Below are 22,556 nucleotides of genomic sequence, written 5' to 3' on the forward strand. Positions count from 1 at the left end.
GGGGCCGGTTTCACGGTCAGGGGCGGGGCCGACGGCGCGTCCCACGGGAACTCCGTTGCGGAAGGTCTTCACGCGGGGTGTCCTTCGGGTTGAGCAACCCGGCCGCCGGGTGAGGCCGGTGTGGCGGTGGATCAGCTGATCGAGTGGGCGTGGGCCGCCCACTCACCGGTCACCGGGTTACCAGCCGTTTCGGCGGTTCGCGGAGGAGACCATCCAGGCGTAGATGACGTTGCCGACCCCGGCGGTGAACATGAACAGCCAGAAGTGGGCCCAGAACGATTGACGGCGGTACGGGCGGCGGTAGCCGACTCCGATGGCTGACGCGCTGGCGAAGGCGGAGGTGTTGTTGTTGATGATGATGGGCGCCGGGTAGCCGTACGGTGCGGGCTGGTGCGGCTGGCCGTAGCCCGGCTGCCAGTTGGGTGTGGGCGGGGTCTGGTTGGTCATCGCGAGCCTTTCGTTGTGGCCGGGGCGTGTTCTGGCTGGTGGGCGTCGTCCGGATCACCCACCGGTCTTCAACGGTTCGTTGAAGTTACCGAATGGTATAGCGGCTGTCCGGTCGACTGACGGGCCGTCTCACGGCTGCGCGGACTCAGCAGTGCTTTGTCGGACGGCCCTGCTTGTGCCAGCTGCAGCCAGATCCGGGTTGGACTGGCCGGGACGGTCGGCATCCAGATCACGCTCAACCGCCTGGAGAAGCGCCTGATCGGGCGGGAGTGGCAGCTGCTGGGCTCGTGCTGCGCGAACCGAGCCCGCGCGGGCACGGGGCTCTTTTCGTCGGGGAGCCCCCGCTCCCGTCGCGTCAGGGGGTCGAATCGCGAAGTCGTCAGGCGTAGCGTGGAAGGCATAGGAACGGGCGCGAACCATGGCCCGGGCGGGTGGCCCCTCGTCGTTTCCCATCGTCTCGAATCGTCTCGAATCGTCTCGGCCGACTGCTCCTGCCGTCCGGCCGGATCATCGGGACGGCCAAGGAGGCACGGAAATGAGCTATCTGTTCTGGACGAAGTCGAAACCCTTCGCACCCGCCGCGGTCGCGGCGTACCAGCCGGGCGGACTGCGGACATCCAACTTCGAGGTCTTCTACGACGCGGCCCTCGGCGCCGGCGGACAGGCCATGGCAACAGCCGTCCTGGCCACCTGCGAGAAGGACTTCACGCAGATGCGGAGTTGGTTCGGCGGCATCAACGTCGGCGGGCCCTTCCGCGTCTACATCGACCCCGGGGCGTTCGGCGCGTATCACACCGGAAGCTGTGCGGCCCGGGACATCCACGCCGCCGCCTACGACGCGACGAACGGAGCCAAGGTGAGCGCGGGGGTGGTGGCGGAAGTGGCCGAAGTCTTCATGGCTCATCAGAACGCGGGGTGGAATTGCGGGGCGAGCAACGGCGAGGGCCTGTCCCGAGACCTCGCAACGGCGCTCTACCCGGGGAACGTGACCGGAGCGGGAGCGGTCTGGCTGGACAGCGGCCTGCGGCCCAACTACGTGAACCGGACGGACCCCTCCTCCGGGACGGCGGGGGGATCCGAGATCTCGAACGGCTGCGCCGTCCTCTTCCTCAACTACCTGAACGTGCAGTTCGGGCTCGACTGGGGGCAGATCGTTCAGGCCGGCGGCGCCACCCTGGCGGACACCGCCGCGAAGCTGATCGGTGACGTGTACCCCTTCGAGCCGTTCGCGCTGCTGCTCTGGCTGACGTATCCGCCCGGGAACCCTTCGGGGCTCGTCAACGACAATCCGTGGCCGATCACCTTTCCCAGCGAAACCCTGGGCGGAGTCGTCCACGTGCAAAACATCGGGGACGTCCAGCTGTCGCAGGACAAGTTCATGGGCACCCAGGGGCTGTCGCTCAGACTGGAGGGGTTCGAGCTTCACTTCGAACCCCCGATTCCGGGCTTGAGCTTGCGCTACCGGGCGACTCTCCAGGGCAATCAGCCTGTTGACTGGGTGCCGGAAGGGCAGTTCATCGGCACACGCGGACAGTCCCTCCGGATCGAAGGGTTCGCCATAGAACTGACCGGAACGGAGGCCGACAAGTACGTGGTGACGTACATGGCGCACGTGGAGGACACCGGCGACACGCCGTTCGTGCAGGACGGCGCCTTCTGCGGGACGCCCGGCAAGCGCGTCGAGGGCATGCTCGTGCACGTCCAGCCCAAGTAGCGGGCCGACCCTGCGGCCCGCAGCACGTGCGGGCCGCAGACCGCGAAGGCCGGGTGGTGGTCGGTCGCGGCGGCCTCCGGCCCGGTTCCACGTCGTGTCTCGTCCGCCCGGGTCGGCCGTCCGGTCGGGGGCGCAGGTGTCAGGCCGTGAGGCCGTGGAGCAGGTAGCCGGCGTGGAGCCGGTTGCGAGCGCCCAGGTCCTGCATGACCTCGGCGATGTGGCGCTGGGTGGAGCGAAGCGAGAGGCCGACGCTCTGGGCGATCTTCTTGTCGGTCTCACCCTGGACGAGGAGGCCGATGATGGTGCGGCGCACCTCGGTGGCGGCCTGTACGGCCTGGTGCCTGCTGTATTCGAGGGGGAACGGCGTGGCTCCGTTCCAGGTGCGTTCGAAGGCTTCGGCGAGCGCCGCGACCACACTGGCGTTGCGCACGACGACGGCTCCCTCCTGGGAGCCGAGCAGGGGCAGTACGGCAATCGAACGGTCGAAGATCAGCATCCGTGCGAATCCCGGTGCGGTCGTCCGGACCTCGGCCCCCATCGCGGTGACGCGCTCCACGTAGGCGATGGTGGTCTGGTGGAACTGGGCCGTGTGCTGATAGAGGGTCCGCAGGCGCACCTGTCGGGCGAGCAGTGCCTCGGTGCGGCCGAGCGATTCCTCGAGGACCTGTTCCGGGCGGGCCCCGCCGGGTTGGGACGTGAGCACCTCTTCGGCGGCCGAGGCGGAGAACTCGGTGATGAGCCTGAGAGCGACGTCCAGCTCGGTGACGGTCTCCGTGTCGCGCTCTGCCGCTACCTGGTCCATCGACCGTTCGTATAGGGGGGCGAGCTCGTCCAGGTCCTCCCTGATGCGGTCGATGCAGCCCTGCGTCTCCTGCATCCGGCGCAGGAGCGGGCCGAGGACCTGGATGCGGGCGGAGTCGGGCGCCACGGCGCTCCAGCGACTCGGCGAACGCGAGTCCGCGCGGATCAGGCCGAGGGATTTGAGGGCGTCGATCGCCTCGGTGGCCTGCTTGTCCGTCAGTCCCAGTTCGAGTACGGCATCGGCCGTGGCGACCGAACCCTTGGTGACGCAGAGTTCGTACAGGGCCTTCGCAGCGACGGTCAGTACTTGCGGTTGACCAGTGTGCCTAATGTCCATATCGATCCCGTTTCCTTCCCCCGTCGTGTTGCTGTTGGCAGAATACCGACAAGGTCGCTCTCTGGACGTGCCGGGCGTCAATGGGTGACGATCTCGGCGGGCACAGTCCGTCGTGTACGGATCCTGCTGCCCAGCATCCAAGGAAGGCAGAAACGGGGAGCATGGCAATGGCGCGTCTGGTTCGAGTTCTCGGCACGGTCCTGGTGGGGGCGGGGTTGGTCGTCGCCGGCATCGCAGCCTCGGTCGATTCCTCGCACGTCGCGACATCGCCTCGGGTGCAGAAGGTGGAGCACCTCGCGGACCTCGGGTGGGGAAGCTAGAAATTCATCGGCAGGTCGAACGGTAGCGAAAGCCGCCATCCCGCACCGGGGTGGCGGCTTTCGCCGTTTCTTGCTCCGGATCCACCGTGTCCGTTTTGTTCTGTCCTCGTCTTCGTGTCGGCAGGAAGACGAGGGGTCGACAGGCTGGAATCGGCCGGCGCTCCGGCGCAAGAATATGGATGTGCCGCAGGGGCGGCGCAGGACGGAAAACCGGAAGGAGGTGATTTCAATGGAGCAGGAGCGGAAGATCGCCGAGCGCCCGATGCGCTGCGAGTGCTGATGGCTGAACGGGTGGGGCCGCGCCGCTGTGGTGCGGCCCCACCGTCCCTCTCTTGAAACGGAGTTGAGTCATGGTGACAGCAGTTCGGGAGATCGTCCTCACGTCGAGCAGCGGTCGGGTCCGAACGGTCGTTCCAGGGCCGGAGCGCATTGAGTGCCTCGACGAGGTGCGGGACTACATATTCGGCCTCGACTTCGGGCTCATCAAGTGGAATCTGATGAACCCCGCCGTGGGCTCACAGCTGCCGATCTCCCAGGACAAGGCCGACTTCTCGGAGACCTTGTACAAGCGCTGGCTCTTCCTGCGGAGGAAGCACGAGGGCGAGAGCATGCCTCCCTCGGCCGATATCGACGAATTCTGGCACGCGCACATCCTCGACACGTTCGCCTACACCGAGCACTGCGACCGGATATTCGGCTACTACTTCCACCACTATCCGTACTTCGGAACGCGCGGCAAGGCCGACGAGCAGGCGCTCTACCAGGCCTGGGACAACACCATGGAGTGGTACCAGGCCGAATTCGGAGAGCCGCTCTACCAGTACGACTAGCCCGCGACGACGGGCCCGACCGACAGGAGCGGCAGTGAGTGCGATCGCCTCGCCGACCGTGGACGAGGGCAGGACCCGCCCGGACCGCGGTCGCCCGGCCCTGACCGGTGTGCAGCGCCGAGCGGTGGCGGCGAACGCCGGGATCATCCTCCTCAGCAGCGCCACCGGCGGCATGTCCGCCGACCTGCTGCAGCTGTTCGCCCTGCAGGTGCTGTGTCTCTCGCCGGGGCAGATAGGGCTCGCGCTCGGGCTGCTCGTCCTGAGCAATCCCGTGCAGCTCTGGGCCACCCGGCTGGCCGAGCGGATCGGCAAGCGGCGCACCATGCAGGCCGGCGCCCTGGGGATGGTCGCCGTCCTGGCGCTGTTCGCTGCGCTCGCGCCCCTCACCCGGGCGTCCCCCGCGTGGGGCTACGCGGCGTTCGCCCTGGCCGTGCTCGGCGCGGAGATCTGCATCGCCTCCTCCTGGGGCGTGGCGTGGAACCCGTGGGTCCGTGACTTCACCACCTCCGCGGACCGCGCGTTCTTCGTGAGCCGGATGAAGCTGGGGAGCCAGCTGGTCTCGGCATCGGGCGTCGTCGCGGTGACGCTCCTGCTGGGCGGCAGACTCACCGAGACCGAGTTCGACGTGCTGCTGGCGGGGCTGGCCGGCTACCTGGTCTTCGCCGCCCGGCAGTTCCAGCACCTTCCCGAACGGCGGTCGCCGGTCCCGCGCGGATCCGCGCCGAAGGGCGGTGGCGTGTGGGCCACCCTGCGGGTGCCCGGACTGCGCAAGGTCTATCTGGTCGGAACGTGCCAGATGCTGATCGGCCTGCCGCTCCTCACCGTCTACGCCGTCGACGTGCTGCACTACCCGGCCGCCGTCCTCACCACGGCCGTCGGAGTCCGAACGCTGGCGAACCTGTGGTGCCTCGGCCGCTGGGGCAGGCTCGTGGACCGGCTGGGTCCGCGGACGGTGATGCGCCGGGCCGGACTCGCGCTCGCGGTCCTGCTCTGCGGGTGGGTTCTCGTTCCCTCCTACAACGGGCTCGCGACGAGTGTCCTGTTGGTCGTCTTCTCCAGCCTCGTGCAGGTCGCCAAGAGCGGCTTCTCCATCGCGTTCAACTCCCACCTGTACACGCAGATCCCGGAGGAGCAGTCCGTGCCGGCCTTCACGCTGCTGGACGTGCTGAGCTCGTCGACCCTCCAGTTGTACGGGGCCCTGGCCGGCTGCCTCATGCCGCTCGCCTGGAGCGGGGGCCCGTTGCCCGGCTGGCTGCCGCTCGACGGGTACAAGGCCGCTGTCGCGGCCGGTGGGATCGTCGCCCTGTGCCTGGTGGCCCCGCTCTTCCGTGCGGCGCGCCGCGCCCCCTCGTCCGAAGCAACTCCGAGGTGACACTGTGATCAACGTCCTGCTCATCGGTGTGGGCCTGCACGCCCGGCGGGCCCACCTGCCCGCCCTGGTCGGCCTGCGCGCCCACCGCCCGGTCGCCGTCCGGGCGGTGGTCGACCTGGCCGAACGCTCCGCGGGCATCACCGCGCACCTGGACGACCTCGGCCTCACCGACGTCGAGGTCATCGCGTTCGACAAGGCTCTGGGCAGCGCCGCGCCGTCCCTCGACCGGCGGGAACTCGCCCTGCTGGACGACGTGGTCGGCAGGCTCTCGATCGACGCGGTCGTCGTGTCGACCGAGCCCCTCGCGCACCGCGGATACGTGGAGTGGGCCCTGCGGCGCGGCCTGTCCGTGCTGATCGACAAGCCGGTCACCGCCCGTGCGGGCATGGTCTCCTCGGCCGAGGCGGCCAGGGGCACGCTGACCGACTTCGACGGCCTGAATGCCCTCCACCGCGCCTCGGGACGGCCGGACCAGATCGCCGGCGTCGTCGCCCACCGCCGGTACCACCCGGGGTTCCGGCGCGTCAGGGAGCTCATAGCCGAGGTCTTCGAGGCCACCGGCTGTCCGGTCACCACCGTGAACGCCGAATACGGCGACGGCGAATGGCGCATGCCGTGGGAGGTGTACGAGCAGGAGTACCACCCCTTCTCGCTGGGGTACGGCATGCTCGCCCACTCCGGCTACCACGCCTACGACACCGCGGCCTGGCTCGCCGACACCACGCGCCTCGGAAGCCCGGGGCCGGACGAGCTGACGATCACCTCGCAGTTCGTGACGCCCGCCGACTACCTCGCCCAGCTGCCGTACCCGCTGCTCGAACGCGCCCTGGGCGCCCTGCCGGTCGGTGAACGGGAACTGGAACGGATCGCGGCCAAGACCCCCGACCACCACATGGGCGAGGTCGACGCGCACGCCATGGCCGCCCTGCGCCGCGACGGCCGCACGCTGACCAGCATCAACCTGCACACCGTCCACTGCAGCCTGTCCGCCCGTGCCTGGGCCTCGCCCGGTGGCCGGAACCTCTACACCAGCAACGGCCGGGTCAAGCAGGAGACGTACACGATCAAGCAGGGCCCGTTCCAGTCGATCAAGGTCGCGCTGTGGCAGTCCGCCCCGGACTGGGACCGCGACTACCTCCCGCTGCACGAGATCGGCGGTGACCGGCACTGCGAGATCCACGTCTTCCGCAACCAGAACCTCCGCAAGGACTGGAAGTCGCACGAAGCGATCTCGCTGGCGGACCTGGAGACCGTCACCGATCAGCAGCTCGCCGTCGGCCCGGGCAAGCTCACCATCACCGGCGAGTTCCTGGACGCCGTGGCCGGCCGGATCCCCGCCGACCGGCTCGCCTCGCCCCTGGCCTCCCACCGCCTGGCCACGGCCATGGTGGCCGGCGCCTACGAGAGCTGGGCCACCCGCGACAGCGCGCGCGGCCCGGTCGCGATCGCGCTGTGACCGCGCTCCGCCGCCTGCCGGCCCGCGGCTACCTGCACATCGCCGCCGGCCTCGCCCTGGTCGGAGTCCAGCTGCATCACACCCTCACCGACCGCTCGGCCTGGCCGTTCTGCAGCTACAACATGTTCAACCGGCCCACCCCGCGCCGCATGCGCCACATGCGCATCGTCCTCCTCGACGAGCACGGGCACCGGACCGAACCCCAACGGGTCTGGGGCATGCTGCCGATGGAGCACTTCCGGGTCGCGTCCACCTTCATGCAGATCTACCTCGACCCCGAGACACCCGGCCCGGTCAGGGAACGGTTCTCCGGGCTGCTCGTCGACCGGCTCAACGACAGCCCGTGGAAAGCCTTCGACCAGGTCAAGGCGGCGCCGAGGAATCCGAACGGAGCCCGCTGGACCGGCTTCGACCTCTACCGCGTGCTGATCGACCTCGACGACTACGACGCCGACCGCGACCGCCCGCACCACGACACCGAACTCCTGTACCGCTTCCGGAGCTGACCATGCCCCCGACCAGCCTGGACCCGGCCCTGCGCCTGGCCCTCAGCCGATGGACCGTCGGCGCGGCAGTGATCCGTTACACCGCCCACCTGCCCGACAGCGCCTTCTTCGCCGAACAGCGACCCTTCGCACCCGGGCCCCCGCCGCTCCGCCGTCGACGAACGGGCACCCCCGCTCCCGCCCCGCGGAGGACGGCGCGGCGGGTGAGGGCCCTCAAGGCGCTCACCCTCGCCGCCGTCGGCACCTGGACGGCCGGCATCGCGCCCAGGACCAGCGGCGTCGTCGCCACCGGCGCCTTCGCCCTGCTCAACCGGGAAGTCGCCTACGGCCTGCCCGGCTTCGCCGGCTACACCAGCCACCTCAACATCATGCTCGCCACGCTCGTGGCCGGCGACACCCACCGGCGGCTGAGCCTGGCCCGGCCGCGTCCCGACACACCGGGCCAGGCCCGTCTGCGGGCGGCGCAGACAGCGCTCGCCCAGCTGTTCGTCGCCACCGTCTACACCCAGTCGGGCCTGTCCAAGCTCCTGCACGCGGGCAGCCACTGGATCAAGGACGCGACCACGCTGCGCCACGCGCTGGCCCTGTACGGCACCCCGGCCGGCCGTGCCCTCGGCCGCCGGGAGGACCTCATGCCGGTCCTGTCCGCCGCCGCCGTGGCATTCGAGGCCGGCTTCCTCCCCGTCCTCGTGCTCGTCCCCCGCGCCCGCCCGCTGCTGGGCCTGTCCGCGCTCGCCTTCCACGGCACGGTCAAGAAGACGATGGACATCTCCTTCTGGCACCTCGCCTGGCTGAACGCGCCGCTCTTCCTCGACGTCCCGCGCGCCCTTGCGAGAATCGCCGTCGACACCGACCCCCGACCGAACGGCTGACCACGCCATGCCGCTGAACCCCCTCCCGCCCACCGCCCTTCGGGCCGACGGCATCGAGCTCCTGGAACTGCAGCTCGCCGACTGGCCGTTGGAGCAGCAGCTGTCCCGCGTGCCCGACGTGGTCCGCTGGACCTTCTACCGGGCCGACATGACCGAACAGCAGGCCCGCGAACGCATCGAGCTCGGGCACGCCCGCAGCCGCGACGGCGTCAGCCGCCGCTATGCCGTCCGCGTCGACGGCCAGTCCGTGGGCACGGCGGGCATCATCGTCACGCGCGAGCATCCGGAGGTCTTCTACGCCCTCCTTCCGGACGGCCGGGGCCGGGGGGCTGCGACGGCGGCCGTCCGTGCGCTGAGTGACTGGGCCCTGGACGCCGGGGCGGATCAGGTCGTCATCTGGACGGGCGAGGGGAACGCGGCCAGTGAGGCGGTGGCCCGACGTGCCGGGTTCCTCTTCGCGGGTACCGAGGTCGACCTCGACCACGGTGAACCGGAGACGCTTCTGAAGTGGGTCCGGCGCCGCGGTGGTGTGCCGCGGTGAGATGAGTTACCGGCCAGTAGTTTGGCTGATCATCGTCTCGTCTGAGGCGGCGTCAGATCGTTAGGCTCCCTGCGATCGGATGTTGTGAGCAGTAGGGAGAACAGCGTGATGGCACGACCCCACCGCAGTGGCGGACACCGGGCGGTGAGCGTCGCGCTCGTCGTGGCGCTCGGGCTGGGGGCGGGGGCCGCGGTGGCGCCGGCCGCCGTCGCCGCCCCCGCGGCCGCCGCGTCGGCGTCGGCGCTCGGCGGGTTCCGGCTGGCGAGCATCACCGCCTCGGACGGGGTCGTGCTGAAGGCCGACGTGTTCACCCCGCCGGCCGGGACGCCGGGGGCGGACGCGCAGGGGCGGTACCCGGTCGTGGTGCAGCCGGCGAGCTGGGGGCAGAACGACCTGGAGTACGTCGCCCAGGGGCACAAGTTCGCCGCCGCCGGGTACGTCGTCGTGACGTACACCGTGCGCGGGTTCTGGGGCTCGGGCGGGCAGGTGGACGTCGCCGGGCCCAAGGACGTCGCCGACATCTCGACGGTGATCGACTGGGCCCTCGCCAACACCTCCGCCGACCCCGGCCGGGTCGGCATGATCGGGCTCTCCCTCGGCGGCGGACTCACCCTCCTCGGCGCCGCGTTCGACCCGCGGATCAAGGCCGTCGCCTCGCTGAGCGGCTGGGCCGACCTGACCGACGCGCTCTACAGCGGGCAGACCCGGCACACCGCCGCCGCCACCCGCCTGGAGAACATCGAGCACCTGACCGGCCGCAAGAGCCCGGAGTTCGCGACCGCCCTGGACGACCTGTTCGGCGACCACGACCTGCCCGACGTGATCAAGTGGGCGGGCGTCCGCTCCCCGGCCACCTACCTGGACCGCATCAACGCCAACGGCGCCGCGATCTACCTCGCCAACGGCTGGAACGACAGCTTCTTCAACCCCGGCCAGATGGCCGACTTCTACCAGCGGCTGACCGTCCCCAAGCGCCTCGAACTGCGCCCGGGCGACCACGCGAGCCAGGAGTTCACCGGTCTGCTCGGCTTCTCCAACGCCACCTGGGACAACGCCCGAGGCTGGCTCGACCACTATCTGATGGGCGCAGCGGGCTCGCAGGGGCCCCAGGGCGTGGACCTGGAGGTGCGCCCGGGCGGCGCGCACGAGGCGTACCCGGACTGGAGTTCCGTCAGCTCCCGCACCGAGCGGCTGAGCCTCGACGGCAGCGCCACCGTGCGCGGCGACGAGTCCTCGGGCGCGAGCGGCGGCGTCGTCCTGCTCTCCGGCATGATCGACCAGTGGCTGCACCAGCCGCCGACCGTCGTCGTGCCGTTCCTGGACCGCTCGGCGGCCGCCGTCCGCCAGTCGGAGCCGTACGGGCAGGGCCTGCGGGTGCGCGGCGCGGTCCGCGTGCACACCACCGTCACCAGCTCGGCGCCGCAGGGCACGGCCGTCGCGTACCTGTACGACGTGGACGCGCTCGGTGTCGGCCGCCTCGTCGCGCACGCCCCGCAGAGCTGGGCCGGACGCCCGGCCGGGCAGCCCTTCCCGCTCGACGTCACGCTGTTCCCCACCGCCTACGACGTCCCGGCCGGCCACCGCCTCGCGCTCGTGCTCGGCACCCGGGACGACCTGTACGGCGGCGAGACGCCCGAGGGCAGCACGGTGACCTTCGGCCCGGCGGACGTCTCCGTCCCGGTCCGCTAGGGCCACGGCACTAGGCACCCAGCATGATCCGGGCGACCAGCTCCCGCCGGCTGGCCACCCCGGCCTTGGCGAACACCGACTTGAGGTGGTCCTGCACGGTGTACGGCGCCATCGCGAGCGTCCGCGCCACCTCACGGGTGTCGCAGCCGCGCACGAGCAGCAGGGCCACCTCCTGCTCGCGCGCGGTCAGCCCGTACGCGGCCAGGTAGAGCGGCACCGTCTCGGCGGGCGTGGCGGGGGAGGCGACCACCGTCGCCTGGCCCGCCACACCCGCGCCGCGAAGTGCGGAGCCGTGCAGCACGTACCAGCGGCCGTCGCGGGTCTGCACCCGCACCGGCAGCTGGGACGCGGGCAGTCCGTGGGCCGCGCGGCGGGCGTGCTCGGCGGCCATCGCGACGGCGGTGGGCACGTCGAGCGCGGTGGGCGTCGGGTCGGCGAGCCGGGCGAGCAGGTCCTCGGCGGGGCCGGAGAGGGCGAGGAGCCGGTTGGCCCGGTCGAGGACGATCACGGCCGGCGCGCGGTCACCATCCTCACCCACCCGACCGGACGGCGGGACGTGCGAGGCGCGCAGGGCGTTGCCGAGGTGCCGCGCCGCGAGGTCCGCGAACCTGCGCTGCCGCGCCGGGTACGGGCCGCGGTCGGGCGCGCGCATGAACGCCGCGCAGCCCCACATGCCGCCCGCCGCGTCGAAGCAGGCGCGCAGCTCGTCGCCGAACCCGGCCGGGCGGATCTGCTCGCGGTAGCGGACGCTGCATCCGGGCCGGCCCTGGCTGGCGTGGCTGATGGTCTCGGCCCGGCGGCCGGCCCGGCGGATCTTCGGAAATGTCGCCAAGTCGTCGGTCCACACCTCAAGTTGGACGGCGTGGTCGTACGCGGCGAGGCTCAGGTCCTCGCTCTGCACCGAGGTGACGAGCCCGGTGGCCGGGTCTGCGGTGTGCCAGCAGACGGCGTCGAACTCCAGCACCGGGCGCAGGAGTTCGTCCGCCGCCCGGAAGGTCCGGTCGGTCGGCAGGGCGGCCGCGGCGAGCTCCCGCAGCCCCTCGATGGCACCCGCCTCGGCGGCGGCCCGCGCGTTCCGTAACCCCATGACGCGGAACCTAACACCCGGTTCGTGCCCCGACCACGCGCCGATCGGCGGGCCCCCACTCCTCCTCCCGACGGGCGTGGTTCCGGCCAGTCGGGGGCGCGCCGAGTCGGCGCTCCAGGTGGTGCTCGGTGCGTCGCCGGCCCGGTGACGAGGTCACGACCGGTCGGGCAGGTGCACGTCCAGGGACGGGCCTTCCAGCGCGAGAGCGGTGAGACCGGTGGCCGTGCCGGACGCATGGTCCTCGCCGGGCTCCCAGCGGACACCGTCGCCGGCCGACACGGGAATCCGGTGCCCGTCCGGACCGGAGATCCAGCCCTCGCCCGTGATCACCAGGAAGACCTGGCGAACCGGGGCGGGATGGGAGCCGATCGTTCCTCCCGGTCCGATGGTCAGATAGGTGAGATGGGCGGATCCCGGTCCTGCGGCGACCTGAGCGGCGGTCGCGCCCACGCTGTCGAAGCGGTCGATGGCCTTGTCCGCACGGTCGAACCGGAACAACTCCACGTGGGCTCTCCTCGCGAGATCCGAAAGGCACCGATCCTAGTGGGGACACCCCGAGGTGCCGAAACGGTCGTGAATCCGGGCGGGTGTCCCGTCCCCGGCGAGGGGCGGCGGGGCATGGAGCGGGCACGAACGACGAAGATCGGTGACATCCTGTCAGGATGATCGATCATTCCGGGCGTCCACTACGCCGCCAGCTCGCCCAGCCGTTCTCCCACGCCGACGCCGCGGTCGACGTTCCGCTCGTCGAGCCGCAGGGACCCGTGGGCTCCCCGTTCTCCACGCCGGCCCCGGATCCGGCGGCATCCGAGACCGGGCCGGGCCGGACGGAGGTGCCGGCTGCACGGCGACCCCTCGGGCCCGGCGGTACCGCCGTACGGTCGGCTCAAGTCTTTACCGGGATCGAGGACTGACGACGATGCGGACGTGACGGAGCCGCAAGAGCAGGGCCGGGGCCGTCGATCCGGACGAACGCCTCCCGGACGGCGACCCGGCCGGCGGCGTGGAAGGAGCGTGCGCTCGAATCCACGTCGTGTATGACCGTACGGTGGATGACGACGGCCAGCGCCACCCCACCCGCGCCGCGTGCGGCCAGCTCTTCGCGGATGCCTTCGACGAACGACTCGTGCCACGAGCGGAGTTCACCCTCCGGGATCGTTCCGACGAGCTCCGCCCCGTGCGCGACCTCCAGGACGATCCCGTCCTCCCAGGGCTCGAAGTCCACCGTCACGTCAGCGAAGTCGGACGGACACCCCGCCTGCCACACGTACCGGGCCCGCACGTCCCGCACCGGGTACGGCGGGAACACCTCATTCTCCACACGGCGACCGTAGCTCACTGCCGCGTCGGTAGCATCGTCCTTGATCATCGACGGTGCTCCGACGGTGATCCGACGATGCCGGGGGAGCGGGAGCAGCGGTGACCAGTCAGGACCACACGGGCATGCCGCCGTTGCGGCCGGGCGACCCGCGCGACGTCGCGGGCTACCCGCTGCTGCGCCGGATCGGCGAGGGCGGCATGGGGGCCGTGTACCTGTCCCGGACGCGTGGCGGCCAGCCGGTCGCGATCAAGGTGATCCGTGAGGAGTTCGCCCGCGACGGGGAGTTCCGCCGCCGGTTCGAGCAGGAGGTCCGCGCGGCCCGGACGGTGCAGGGCTACCACGTGGTGCCCGTCATCGACCACGACACCGGTGGCACCACGCCTTGGCTGGCCTGCCGCTACGTTCCCGGCCTCGCACTGGACCAGGCCCTCGGCGGGTTCGGGCCGCTGCCCCTGACGACCGTGTTCCAGGTGGTCGGCTGCGTCGCGGAGGCGCTGCGCGCGGTGCACGCGGCCGGGATCGTCCACCGGGACCTGAAGCCCAGCAACGTCCTGCTCGCCTCCGACGGCCCGTGGGTCATCGACTTCGGCATCGCCCGGGCCGAGGACGGCACCCGGCTGACCGCCAGCGGCTCGATGATCGGCACGCCCCACTTCATGTCCCCGGAGCAGGCGCTCGGAGAACCGGTGACCCAGGCCGGCGACGTCTTCGCGCTCGGCCTGATCGCCGCCGTCGCCGCCACCGAGCGGCACCCGTACGGGGAGGGCAGCGCGATCACCCTCGCCACGCGCATCGCCAACACCGAGTACCGGCCCCCGGACCTCTCGGGCTACCAGCCCGAGCTGCGCGCGCTGCTCGCCCGTTGCCTGCACGCCGACCCGGCGGCCAGGGCCACGCCCGAGGAGCTGGCGGACCTCTGCAACCGTGTCCTTCCCCGGCCCCTCCGGGCCTTCGAACACTGGCTGCCGGCACCCCTGGCGGGGGAGATCCGGCGCCGCGAGACGGCCGTCCGCCGGCTCCTGGACGGGGACGCGCCGGTCGAGGGGCCGCCGGCGGAGGAGAGCCCGGTCGAGCCTGCGGTGCCTGAGCCCGCCGCGCCCGCGCCAGCCCCGGCCGAGTACCTGCCCACGGCCCCCGCCACCGCACCCGTCGTACTGCCCCGGCCGCAGCCGCCCGCGCCGACCCGCGTCCTGGATCCCGATTTCCTGGCGGCCGTCGCTCCCCAGGCCCCCGCTCCGCCCGCGCCGCCCGCCTACGCCCCCCAGGTCCCCGTTCCCCCCGCTTCGCACGCGCCCGCGAGGCCCAGGCGACGACGACGTCTGGTGGCCGTGTCGTTCCTGGTCGTCGGCCTCTATATCGCCTACCTCTCGTTCGCGGCGCTGGACGTCCCCGACGAGAAGTCCACCGCTCCCGTCAAGTACGGACCGGTCGATGTCACCGTCGACTCCGCTCAGGCCGCCTCCATCGACCTCGACGCGGACCGGCCGGTGGTCGGTGCGGATCCCGCCGATCTGGCGGTGCGGTGGAACGCGGCCGGCGCGCCGAGCCTGGGGGTCGAGCGGGCGCGACCGGCCCTGGCGGCGGCCGCCCGCCCCTTCGACGACTATGGTCCGAGCTCCGGCGAATGCAAGGTCCAGATCAAACAGAACGGCGCCGCCGACAGCGGCCCCCTGGTCCCCGGCAAACAGTTCTGCTACCAGACCCGCAAGGGCCGTACGGTCGTCCTGAGGATCGTGGCCGTTCCCTCGGGCGTTGGTCCCCTCCGGTTCGCCGTCACCGCCTGGGACGACGGGCCGAAGTGACCCCGGCGGGCCCTCAGGCGGGAATCAGCGCGTCCCACTCGGCGCGGGTCGGCCCGTCGTGGGCCGGGGCGAAGTCGGGGCGGTCGGCCAGCCAGGCCGTGACGTGGCGGTCCACCTCGTCGCTGCCGTAGGCGGTGTCGGGGGTGTGGACGAGGTGGCGCACGTGGGCCCGGGCGCGCATGACGACGGGGTCCTCGAAGGCGCACGCGGCCACGGCGGCGGCCCGCACGTCCGTGGCCGGTGCGGCGTCGGCGAGGCGCTGGGCGTTGGTCTGGTCGGCCTTCACCTGGGCGTCGAACCACGGCCGGAGGGTCCGGGTGCTCCAGGCGTGGTAGCCGGCGGGGTCGGCGGCGACCTCGTCGGCGTGCGCGGCGAGGTACTGGCCGGCCAGGAGCCCGAGGGCGACGCCGTGGCCCAGGGTGGGGTTGGTGTGGACGAGGCTGTCCCCGGCGTTGACCAGGCCGGTGACGACGGGCCCGTCCGCGTCGACGAGTGAGGACCAGCGGTTGTCCAGGCCGGCCATCGCCAGGACGGCGGACTGCGGTTCGGGGGCCAGGTCGAGCCAGGCGGCGCAGGCCGGGAAGCGGCGGAGGACGGCCTCGAACACGGCGGGGTCGGTGAGCGCGCCCCGGGTCGGGTCGGCCGTGGAGAGCACCATGCTCAGCGCGAAGGTGTCGTTGTCGGACGGGAAGACGCCGGCCATCGCGAACGGCGCGACCGAGCCCGTCTTGACGCGCCCGGGGTCGCGCGGGCCGTCGGGGCGCAGGCGGTACCAGCGGCACAGGTAGGCGATCCCGGCGCGGTGGCTCTCGACCACGGGCGGGCGGCAGCCGGCCGCGGTCAGCCAGCCGGGCACCGGCGAGCGGCGGCCGGCGGCGTCGACGACAAGGTCCGCCGGGTGGGTCCCGGCGTCCGTCTCCACGCCGGTGACCCGGGTGGGACGGTCCGCCGCGAAGGCGAGGCCGCGCACCCGGCAGCCGCGCCGCACGTCGACGGCGGCTTCCCGCTGCACGGCGGCGGTCAGGGCGGCCTCCAGCACGATGCGACGGGTGCGCAGGGTGATCAGGTCCTCGTCGCCGTCCCGCTGCGGCGGGTGCGCGTCGAACCAGTCGAAGTCGTGGTACTCGTGGGCGCCGCGCGCCAGGAGGTCCGCGTAGACGTCCGGGGCCTCGGCCCGCAGCACGGTGCGCACCGGCGCGAGGAACGAGTGGGGCTGGTCGGCTTGGGGCACCCGGGGCCTGGCCCAGTCGTAGAAGTCCCGGTCGAGGTCCTCACCGGCGGCCCGTGTGTCCTGTTCGAACAGCGTCACCACATGGCCCCGCCGGCCCAGCATGAGCGCTGTCCCCAGCCCGCTGATACCGCCACCGATCACTGCAACCCGCGCCACTGAGGCTCCCCTTCGCGTCGTGTTGCGGAGCGATCTTACTGTCCGATGATCGCCGCCCGTCAAACCGGCGTCGCCCCTGGCAGCGCCTCCGGGGTGCGACTGGAAGCAGCGACGCCGACCGCGTTCCGACGCCGCGGCCTGTGCGCCTGACACCGCAGGGCGAGGGCGGGAAGCGGCCGTCTCTCCTGCCCCCGCCCTGCGGTACCACAGCACCTCGTCCAGAGCATCCGCCCCGCGTATACGGCATTACGCCCGCGCGAGCGCCCCGCCGTCGATCACGTAGCCGGAGCCGGTGATGCGGGCGGCGTGGTCCGAGGTCAGGAAGGACACGAGGTCGGCGACATCCTCCGGCTCGCTGACGCCCTTCATCGGTGCGCCCTCCATCTCGACCATCATCTGGACGACATCGTCGCCGTCCTGCCCGGTGGCACCCCTGATACTGTCCGCGACCATGTCCATGGCCGGGGTCCTGACCAGTCCCGGAAGGACGCTGTTGACGCGGATCCCGTACCCGGCGACCTCGGCCGCCAGTCCCTTCGCGTAGTGGAGGAGCGCCGCCTTCGCCGCTCCGTAATGGAGCAGGGCGCCGACCGGCCGCTGGGCGGTCGTCGATGCCATCTCGATGATCACCCCGCTGCGCTGTTCGATCATCGACGGCAGGACGGCCCGGTCGAGCCGGACCGCAGCGAGGTAGTTCGTCTTGAGTGCCTCGATCCAGTCCTCGTCAGGGATCGTGGAGTACCCGCCCAGGTGCGGCATGCCGCCGCTGCTCGCCCCACCCGCGTTGTTGACCAGAATGTCCACACCGCCGAGTAGTTCGAGAGCCGTGTCGGCCAGCTGCTGAACGCCCTCCAGGCTGCTCGAATCGGCGATCACCAAGTGTGCCGAGTCCGGGAGCCCGGGGGCCTCCTTCCGTGCCGAAGTCACCACGGTCGCCCCCTCGGCGACGAGCCTCCGCACGATCGCCAAACCGATACCGCGGGTACCGCCTGTCACCAGCGCGCGCTTACCCCGTTTACTCGTTGACGCGTTTGTTTCGTAGGACATGACGCTTTCCTGTCTTCGACGGTGCTTCAGTGATGGCCCCGCGGGGTGGCACGGGGCCCGGTGGCCGGGCGATGATCAGCTCGTCGGCTTCTGCGACTGCCGTTCCGCCGCAAGGTCCAGGATGTTCCGGTTCCCCTCCGTCCAGAGGATGGTCATCGCCAGCTCGTCGATCCTCCAGTTGCCGCCGGAGCGCACGAGATGGAAGCGGTAGGTTCCGCCGATGCGCCACAGCGGGGAGCCCATGGGGTTGTCCAGCCGGTGAGTCGCCTGGAAGGAGGCCGTGCACTCGGCCGTGGCGCCCTCGAACGACACCAGGTGACTGGTCATCAAGTGCTGGGAGGAGTCGTAGCCACCGAGCACCGCGACCCAGGAGTCGACGAGTTCCTTCGACGTCACCGTGGTCGGTGACCCGCCGAGCAGGCTGGTGTAGTCGAGGAGCACTTTGGGAGCGAACAGGGCGCGGGCCTCGTTCCATTCGCGCCGGTCGCTGTGCCACCCCGTGCGATCGCAGATCTCGATGACGGCGGTGCGGTCGTCCATGCGTTGTTCCTTACCGGGATCGGTCGGGGATGGGCGTGGAGGAGCGGTCACCAGGTGACGGGGAGGTCGTGCAGGCCCTCCAGCGTCATGCCGACCTTCATGGAGACCTCGTCCATCGGCACCGCGAGGCGCAACGTGGGGATCCGCTCGAAGAGAGCGGTGAACAGGATCTCCAGTTCGGCCCGCGCGAGGTTCTCTCCCAGGCAGCGGTGCGGTCCGTGACCGAAGGCCAGATGGCCCTGGGTGTCCCGGCGTATGTCGAACACGTCGGGATTCTCGAAGGCCCGGGTGTCGCGGTTGGCTGCGGCGGTGGACAGGATGACACCGTCCCCTTCCTTGATCGTCCGCCCGGCCACCTCCACATCGGCGGTCGCGACCCGCAGCGTCGTCAGGTCGGCGATGGACAGGAAGCGCATCAGCTCCTCCACCGCGCCGGGGACCAGCTCCGGGTCCTCGCGCAGCATCGCCAGCTGGTCAGGGTGCTGCAGCAGCGTCAGGGTGCCCAGGCCGATCATGCTCGTGGTCGTCTCCTGACCGCCGATCAGCAGGGCGACCATCAGCTTCGACACCTCGATCGACGTCAGCTCACCCGTGTTCAGCCGGTCCCTGATGAGCGTGCTCAACAGGTCGTCGCTCAGGTTCGCCCGCTTCGCGTCCACCACCTTCACCAGGTAGTCGAGCAGTTCCCGGCCGGCCGTGACGGCCTGCTCCAGGTCCGGCGCCTGCATGATCCCCTGGGCGTGCACCTCGAACAGCTCGTGCTCCTCGTAGGAGATGCCGAGCATCTTGCAGATCACCCGCGACGGCAGCGGCCTGCCCAGCACCGCGACCAGGTCGACCGGAGTCTCGTGCCGCAGCAGGTCGCCGATGAGCTCGTCGGCCACCTCCTGGATCATCGGACGCAGCCTCTCCACCTGCTTGGCGGTGAAACGCGGCAGCAGCATGCGCCGGCGGGCCTTGTGCCGCTCCCCGTCCAGACCGAACAGCTCCTGGGTGAACTCGGGGAAGTTCTTCTCCCGTTCGGCGAGGATCGGGAAGGCGGGGTTGTCGTGGTCGGAGGAGAACAGCTTCGCGTCGGCGAACATCTCCCGCGTCTCCTTGTGCTGGGTCACCAGCCACGCGACCCGGCCGTCGTAGAGTTCCACCTGGGAGAGCGGGCCCTGCTCGCTCAGCTCCGTGTACTCGGTCGGCGGGTGGTAGGGGCAGCCCCGCCTCATCGGGTACTCGTGCAGCTCCGTGCCGGTCGTCGTCGACTGCTCAGTCATGGTCAGAACCTCTCTCGTCGTGATGGGGACGTGGTGCGGATGCGGAACGCCTGTCACAGGCCGGGAAGGGGGGCGGAGAGCCATCGGTGCACCGCCAGGGCGGCGGCTCCGGCGTCGTCCTCCACGATCGTGAAGTGGTCGCCGTGCACCTCCCGGACGGCCATCGGGAACGCCGGGTCCTGCTCCCAGACGTCCGCCGGGACCTCGGGGGAGCCGTCCACCGGAGGCAGCGGGACCGTGGCGCGGACCAGGAGATGGGGCGCACGGGTCGGTGCCGGGGAGAAGCCGGCGAACATGCCCAGATACGCGCCCATCGCGGTCCACCGCACGTGGTCGATCCTGCCGATCGACTCCTCCCGGTCGAACATGCCCCGGGTCAGCGCGGGCTGGATCAGCGGGAGCCGGCTGTCGGCGAAGTACGTGTCCAGCAGCACCACGCCCAACGGGCCGCGGTCCGTCTCCTCCAGACGGCCCGCCACCGCGTTGGCCAGCCAGCCGCCGGAGGAGTAGCCGACGAGGACGTACGGGTCGCCGGCCGTGTGGCGCAGGACCGCCTGTGCCTGCGTCTCCACCATGGTGGCGAAGTCGGCGGGCAGCGCCTCACCCTCGACGAAGCCCGGCACCTGCATCGCGGACACCTCGCGGACGCCCGCGAGCGCCGCGGCGAAATGGGCGTACTGGAGCGGGCTCGACGAGGCCCCCACGGTGGGGAAACAGACCAGGGCGGGGCGCTCGGGGCCGCTCGACAACCGGACCGGTTCCCGCACGGCCCCGTCCTGCGACGCCGTGAACGTCGGCCGCAGCCGGGCGGCGGCCACCAGGAACGCGTTCCCGTCACCGATCCTGCCCTGTGCGCATGCCTGCCGGTACAGCACGTCGACGGTGTCCTGCGTCCGGTGTGCGACGGCGTCCTGCCCGGACCGGCTCGCGCCGAACAGTGCGTCGAGCCGCTCGGCGAGCCCGGCCGGTGTGGCGCTGTCGATCACGATCGTGGCGGGAAGACGGAGGCCGGTCGCCTCGCTCAGGGCGTTGCGCAGCTCCACGGCGGTCAGCGAGTCGAACCCCGCCTCCAGGAACGGCCGGGAGACGTCCAGGGCCCCGGGGTCGGTGTGGCCGAGCACGCTCGCGGCGCGCGTCCGCACCAGATCCAGGAACTCCTCCCGCCGCTCCTCCGCGCCGAGATCCGCGAGGTTCCTGCGGGCCGTAGCCGTAGCCGTAGCCGTAGTCGGCGCAGGCGGCGGCGCGGGCAGGAGCCCCCTGAGCAGCGTCGGCACCTCCTCGCGGCCCGCCGCACGCAGCGCGACGGTGTCCACGTGCATCAGGACGACCGATGCCTCGGCACCCGACCGGGCCACGTCGAACAGGTCCAGGCCCTCCTCGGAGGAGAGGGCGGCCACCCCCGAGCGTGCGAGCCGGGCGAGCGGGTTCCGGGCCGCCGTACCGGTCATGCCGCCGCTGCTCTCCTCCCACGGCCCCCAGGCCAGCGAGACGGCGGGCAGCCCCTGGGCGGACCGGTGCTGCGCCAGCGTGTCGAGGAAGACGTTCGCCGCCGCGTAGTTGCCCTGCCCCCCGGCGCCCAGGACACCGGACGCCGAGGAGAACAGGACGAACCCGGCGAGGTCGCTGTCCCGGGTCAGCTCGTGCAGGTGCCACGCGGAATCCAGCTTGGCCCGCAGCACTCTGTCCAGCTGCTCCGGGGCCAGCGAGGTGAGCACCCCGTCGTCGAGCACACCGGCCGCGTGCACCACCAGGCTCAGCGGATGCGTGGCGGGCACGCCCGCGAGGAGCTGCGCCAGCGCCTGCCGGTCGGACACGTCGCAGGTGGCCACGGTGGTCTCGGCGCCCAGCTCCGCCAGCTCCGCGACCAGCTCGGCGGCCCCGTCGGCGGCCCGGCCGCGACGGCTCGCGAGGAGCAGGTGCCGTACGCCGTGGCGCTCCACCAGATGACGGGCCACCTGTCGGCCCAGGCCCCCCGTGCCCCCGGTCACCAGCACGGTGCCCTCGGGGGCGAGCGCGAGATCCCCGGGCACGCCGCCCCCCGCCGCCCTGGCGAGCCGAGGGGTGAGGAGCGCGCCCGAGCGGATCGCCACCTGGGACGCGCCGCAGGCGAGCGCGGCGCTCAGCGCGCCCGACGACCCGTCCTCACCGTCCACGTCGATCAGCACGAAGCGGCCCGGATGCTCCGTCTGCGCGGACCGGACCAGGCCCCACACCGGCGCGTGGGCCAGCGCCGACGGGTCCTCCTCACGGCGCGCGGCCACCGCGCCGCTCGTCACGAAGGCGAGACGTGCCTGCGCGAACCGCCCGTCGGCGAGCCAGGACCGGACCACCACCAACGCCTCGTGGACGGCGGCGTGGCTCGCCGCGACGACCGACCCCGCGCCCGGCCCCAGGACCACGACCACGGCATCCGGCACCGCCTCACCGGCGGCGACCGCGTCCCCCAGGTCCGCCACACCGGCGAAGCGGCCCACCCGGACACCACCGGCCTCCAGAGCCCCGGCGTACCCGTCACCGCCCGGACCCACGACCGCACAGCGCTGTACCGGCACCGCGTCGCGTGCCGCCGTCCTGGCCCAGTCGACCCGGAAGACAGCGCCGTCCCTGACACTCTGCGTGGCGCGGATCTGCTCGCGGGAAATCGGCCGCAGCGCGAGGCCCCGTACCGACATCACCGGCCGGCCGTCCAGGTCCGAGGCGGCCACCTCGATGCTGCCGGGCCCGTCCGGCGCCAGCCTGACACGCAGCGCGCACGCCCCGGCCGCGTGCAGCGACACGCCGCTCCAGGAGAACGGCACCATGGCCCCGCCCTCGCTCTCGACCAGGCCGCCCAGGCCGGCACCGTGCAGTGCGGCGTCCAGCAGCGCCGGATGCAGAGAGAAGCCGCCGGTCTCGTGCGTGCGTTCCTCCGGCAGCGACACCTCCGTGAAGATCTCCGCACCGCGCCGCCACGCCCGCCGCACCCCCCGGAACAACGGCCCGTAACTCAGGCCCGCGGCGGCCAGCTCCGCGTAGAGGCCGGACGTGTCCAGTGCGAGCGCGCCGTCCGGCGGCCACACCACGGGGTGCTCCGGCTCCCCGCCTCCGGCGGAGAGGAGACCGGCGGCGGAGAGGAGACCGGTGGCGTGCCGGGTCCACGTCTGCGCCGAGGGCGCGTCCTCCGGCCGGGAGTGGACGCTCACCGGCCGGCGTCCGGAGGCGTCCGGAGCGTCGACCACGACT

The 22,556-nt window shown here is 71.8% G+C and carries 19 protein-coding genes; 9 read left to right on the forward strand and 10 right to left on the reverse strand.

The window, feature by feature from the left end:
* Positions 1-177: 177 nt before the first annotated feature.
* Positions 178-447 carry a hypothetical protein gene (locus ACFVSN_RS12940; RefSeq protein ID WP_387954944.1) on the reverse strand — a complete coding sequence of 90 codons (270 nt, stop codon included), beginning with the start codon at positions 445-447 and terminating at the stop codon, positions 178-180.
* A gap of 535 nt (positions 448-982) precedes the next feature.
* Here ACFVSN_RS12940 and ACFVSN_RS12945 point away from each other — a divergent pair.
* Positions 983-2,161 (forward strand): hypothetical protein, encoded by a 1,179-nt coding sequence (locus tag ACFVSN_RS12945; protein WP_387954946.1) that lies wholly within the window; start codon positions 983-985, stop codon positions 2,159-2,161.
* Positions 2,162-2,300: 139 nt separating this feature from the next.
* Here ACFVSN_RS12945 and ACFVSN_RS12950 read toward each other — a convergent pair whose 3' ends face one another.
* Positions 2,301-3,299, reverse strand: coding sequence for a LuxR C-terminal-related transcriptional regulator (locus tag ACFVSN_RS12950; protein WP_387954948.1), 999 nt, complete (start codon positions 3,297-3,299; stop codon positions 2,301-2,303).
* A 766-nt stretch (positions 3,300-4,065) separates the two neighbouring features.
* Here ACFVSN_RS12950 and ACFVSN_RS12955 point away from each other — a divergent pair.
* From ACFVSN_RS12955 to ACFVSN_RS12985, 7 genes are all read left to right on the forward strand, one after another.
* Positions 4,066-4,449 (forward strand): glycine-rich domain-containing protein, encoded by a 384-nt coding sequence (locus ACFVSN_RS12955; RefSeq protein WP_380493591.1) that lies wholly within the window; start codon positions 4,066-4,068, stop codon positions 4,447-4,449.
* Positions 4,450-4,483: 34 nt separating this feature from the next.
* Complete coding sequence (locus ACFVSN_RS12960; protein ID WP_387954950.1) at positions 4,484-5,821, forward strand: MFS transporter; 1,338 nt, start codon at positions 4,484-4,486, stop codon at positions 5,819-5,821.
* Positions 5,822-5,825: 4 nt separating this feature from the next.
* Complete coding sequence (locus ACFVSN_RS12965) at positions 5,826-7,277, forward strand: Gfo/Idh/MocA family protein (protein WP_387954952.1); 1,452 nt, start codon at positions 5,826-5,828, stop codon at positions 7,275-7,277.
* On the forward strand, positions 7,274-7,783 hold the full coding sequence (locus ACFVSN_RS12970; protein WP_387954954.1) for a hypothetical protein: 510 nt from the start codon (positions 7,274-7,276) through the stop codon (positions 7,781-7,783). Before ACFVSN_RS12965 ends, ACFVSN_RS12970 begins: the two co-directional genes overlap by 4 nt.
* A gap of 2 nt (positions 7,784-7,785) precedes the next feature.
* Positions 7,786-8,655: a hypothetical protein gene (locus ACFVSN_RS12975; protein ID WP_387954956.1), complete on the forward strand. Its 870-nt coding sequence runs from the start codon at positions 7,786-7,788 to the stop codon at positions 8,653-8,655.
* A 7-nt stretch (positions 8,656-8,662) separates the two neighbouring features.
* Entirely contained in the window at positions 8,663-9,196 is a 534-nt protein-coding gene (locus tag ACFVSN_RS12980; protein WP_387954958.1) for a GNAT family N-acetyltransferase, read from the forward strand.
* 108 nt (positions 9,197-9,304) lie between these two features.
* A complete protein-coding gene (locus ACFVSN_RS12985; protein ID WP_387954960.1) occupies positions 9,305-10,885 on the forward strand; it encodes a CocE/NonD family hydrolase in 1,581 nt (526 codons plus the stop codon).
* 10 nt (positions 10,886-10,895) lie between these two features.
* Here the strand turns inward: ACFVSN_RS12985 and ACFVSN_RS12990 are convergent, their stop codons facing one another.
* The 3 genes from ACFVSN_RS12990 to ACFVSN_RS13000 form a co-directional block, all read right to left on the reverse strand.
* Positions 10,896-11,972 (reverse strand): response regulator transcription factor, encoded by a 1,077-nt coding sequence (locus ACFVSN_RS12990; protein ID WP_387954962.1) that lies wholly within the window; start codon positions 11,970-11,972, stop codon positions 10,896-10,898.
* Between the two features lie 153 nt (positions 11,973-12,125).
* Positions 12,126-12,476: a cupin domain-containing protein gene (locus ACFVSN_RS12995; protein ID WP_387954964.1), complete on the reverse strand. Its 351-nt coding sequence runs from the start codon at positions 12,474-12,476 to the stop codon at positions 12,126-12,128.
* A gap of 382 nt (positions 12,477-12,858) precedes the next feature.
* Positions 12,859-13,341, reverse strand: a complete 483-nt coding sequence (locus ACFVSN_RS13000; protein WP_387954966.1) for a hypothetical protein — start codon at positions 13,339-13,341, stop codon at positions 12,859-12,861.
* A gap of 50 nt (positions 13,342-13,391) precedes the next feature.
* On the opposite strand from ACFVSN_RS13000, the gene ACFVSN_RS13005 reads away from it, so the two are divergent.
* Positions 13,392-15,095: a serine/threonine-protein kinase gene (locus ACFVSN_RS13005; RefSeq protein WP_387954968.1), complete on the forward strand. Its 1,704-nt coding sequence runs from the start codon at positions 13,392-13,394 to the stop codon at positions 15,093-15,095.
* A 13-nt stretch (positions 15,096-15,108) separates the two neighbouring features.
* On the opposite strand, the gene ACFVSN_RS13010 is transcribed toward ACFVSN_RS13005, so the two are convergent.
* From ACFVSN_RS13010 to ACFVSN_RS13030, 5 genes are all read right to left on the reverse strand, one after another.
* Positions 15,109-16,482 (reverse strand): FAD-dependent oxidoreductase, encoded by a 1,374-nt coding sequence (locus ACFVSN_RS13010; RefSeq protein ID WP_387954970.1) that lies wholly within the window; start codon positions 16,480-16,482, stop codon positions 15,109-15,111.
* A gap of 246 nt (positions 16,483-16,728) precedes the next feature.
* Complete coding sequence (locus ACFVSN_RS13015; RefSeq protein WP_387597602.1) at positions 16,729-17,529, reverse strand: oxidoreductase; 801 nt, start codon at positions 17,527-17,529, stop codon at positions 16,729-16,731.
* Between the two features lie 75 nt (positions 17,530-17,604).
* Positions 17,605-18,069 (reverse strand): nuclear transport factor 2 family protein, encoded by a 465-nt coding sequence (locus ACFVSN_RS13020; RefSeq protein WP_380444889.1) that lies wholly within the window; start codon positions 18,067-18,069, stop codon positions 17,605-17,607.
* A 47-nt stretch (positions 18,070-18,116) separates the two neighbouring features.
* The gene (locus ACFVSN_RS13025) at positions 18,117-19,334 is read right to left on the reverse strand and encodes a cytochrome P450 (RefSeq protein WP_380444890.1); all 1,218 of its coding nucleotides are present in this window, start codon (positions 19,332-19,334) and stop codon (positions 18,117-18,119) included.
* 53 nt (positions 19,335-19,387) lie between these two features.
* Entirely contained in the window at positions 19,388-22,552 is a 3,165-nt protein-coding gene (locus ACFVSN_RS13030) for a type I polyketide synthase (protein ID WP_387955279.1), read from the reverse strand.
* Positions 22,553-22,556 lie beyond the last annotated feature (4 nt).

The sequence above is a fragment of the Kitasatospora sp. NPDC057904 genome (assembly GCF_042887925.1).
Lineage (GTDB): Bacteria > Actinomycetota > Actinomycetes > Streptomycetales > Streptomycetaceae > Kitasatospora.

Coding starts and splice junctions, on each gene's coding strand:
- ACFVSN_RS12940 (WP_387954944.1), bottom strand. CDS start 447: ATGACCAACCAGACCCCGCCCACACCCAACTGGCAGCCGGGCTACGGC.
- ACFVSN_RS12945 (WP_387954946.1), top strand. CDS start 983: ATGAGCTATCTGTTCTGGACGAAGTCGAAACCCTTCGCACCCGCCGCG.
- ACFVSN_RS12950 (WP_387954948.1), bottom strand. CDS start 3,299: ATGGACATTAGGCACACTGGTCAACCGCAAGTACTGACCGTCGCTGCG.
- ACFVSN_RS12975 (WP_387954956.1), top strand. CDS start 7,786: ATGCCCCCGACCAGCCTGGACCCGGCCCTGCGCCTGGCCCTCAGCCGA.
- ACFVSN_RS12980 (WP_387954958.1), top strand. CDS start 8,663: ATGCCGCTGAACCCCCTCCCGCCCACCGCCCTTCGGGCCGACGGCATC.
- ACFVSN_RS12985 (WP_387954960.1), top strand. CDS start 9,305: ATGGCACGACCCCACCGCAGTGGCGGACACCGGGCGGTGAGCGTCGCG.
- ACFVSN_RS12990 (WP_387954962.1), bottom strand. CDS start 11,972: ATGGGGTTACGGAACGCGCGGGCCGCCGCCGAGGCGGGTGCCATCGAG.
- ACFVSN_RS13000 (WP_387954966.1), bottom strand. CDS start 13,341: ATGATCAAGGACGATGCTACCGACGCGGCAGTGAGCTACGGTCGCCGT.
- ACFVSN_RS13015 (WP_387597602.1), bottom strand. CDS start 17,529: ATGTCCTACGAAACAAACGCGTCAACGAGTAAACGGGGTAAGCGCGCG.
- ACFVSN_RS13020 (WP_380444889.1), bottom strand. CDS start 18,069: ATGGACGACCGCACCGCCGTCATCGAGATCTGCGATCGCACGGGGTGG.
- ACFVSN_RS13025 (WP_380444890.1), bottom strand. CDS start 19,334: ATGACTGAGCAGTCGACGACGACCGGCACGGAGCTGCACGAGTACCCG.